Origin of the sequence: Pseudohongiella sp. SYSU M77423 (genome assembly GCF_029911965.1) — a bacterium.
Taxonomy (GTDB): Bacteria; Pseudomonadota; Gammaproteobacteria; order Pseudomonadales; family Pseudohongiellaceae; genus Pseudohongiella.
On sequence record NZ_JARYTH010000015.1, the window covers coordinates 1 to 1,193 of the forward strand.

At 50.1% G+C, this 1,193-nt stretch carries 1 protein-coding gene; it reads left to right on the top strand.

What is annotated here, in order from left to right; all coding sequences use genetic code 11:
- Positions 1–228: 228 nt before the first annotated feature.
- Positions 229–1,179, top strand: coding sequence for an IS110 family transposase (locus QGM61_RS15190; RefSeq protein WP_281133497.1), 951 nt, complete (start codon positions 229–231; stop codon positions 1,177–1,179).
- The last annotated feature ends 14 nt before the right edge of the window (positions 1,180–1,193 follow it).

Here is a 1,193-nt window from a genome sequence, read left to right on the forward strand (position 1 = left end):
GGCGGAACTTGTATGTTCTGCTCTGACGGGTCATAAATGGCTTGTCGGGGTGGAGGGACCAACGGAACTTCTGGCAGATTGCACTGCACAGACTGGTCGAGAACTCGTCCCACCCCTCACTTTAAATGCCAATAAGGAATCTATCGGCTCGCGACCGACGATAAATAGCAAGTAAGCATTTCAGTGAGGCCCCGACAACCAAAATAACGATACCTTGGAGGGGCGATCATGACAACTGAAAACGCTATCGTTCAAGTCGGGGTTGATATCAGCAAGGCCAAACTGGATATCTGTCTTTCCTCTGATGAACAGCTGGTCATCAATAACACATTAGCTGCCATTAAAAAGTGGCTTTCTGGAATTTCAGAACCGATCGAATTAGCCATGGAAGCCACTGGCATCTTTCACCTGACGTTGGCCCAGGAGGCTTTCCGTCAGGGGCACACGGTTTATCTGATCAACGGCTATCGTCTAAACCGGTATCGAGACGGAGTTGGTGTCAGAGCTAAAACAGATCAAGGTGATGCCCGTTTGTTGCAAAGATACCTGCAGCGCGAGCGAGACCAGCTGGAGCCTTGGAACCCTGCACCACCTGAGCAAATGCGATTGCAGGCGTTGCTAAAGCGCCGGGCCTGCGTTGTCTCGGCACGAGTAAAGCTGGACCAAAGTCTGGCTGATATTCCAGAGCTTAAACGCACAAACGCCATGCTCAAACGTGCTCTTGAGTCAGCTGAAAAGCAAATCATGCAAAAGCTTGTAGCGCTGGTCAAACAAGCAGGTTGGGATCAGGACATGAAGCGTTGTCAGGCCATTGAGGGCATTGGTCCGGTGACCTCTGTCGCGCTGACCAGCATCTTCCACCGAGGAAAATTTCGCAACAGTGATGCTTTCATCGCTTTTTTGGGCTTGGATGTACGTGTGCGTGACTCTGGCCAGATGCGAGGCAAGCGAAAGTTAACTAAACAAGGTGATTCAGAAATCAGGCGGCTCTTATATCTAGCAGCCATGCATGCCAAGCGACACAAAACCTGGCAGGCATTTTATCAACGCTATATCGACAGGGGGCTTTCCAACATACAAGCGTTAATGATCTTGGCCAGGAAGCTAGCCAGAGTGGCATTCGCACTGATGCATAATCAGAGCGATTATGTGCCCAAAAATGCTTGCATAGAGACATAGAATCTCGACCTCGC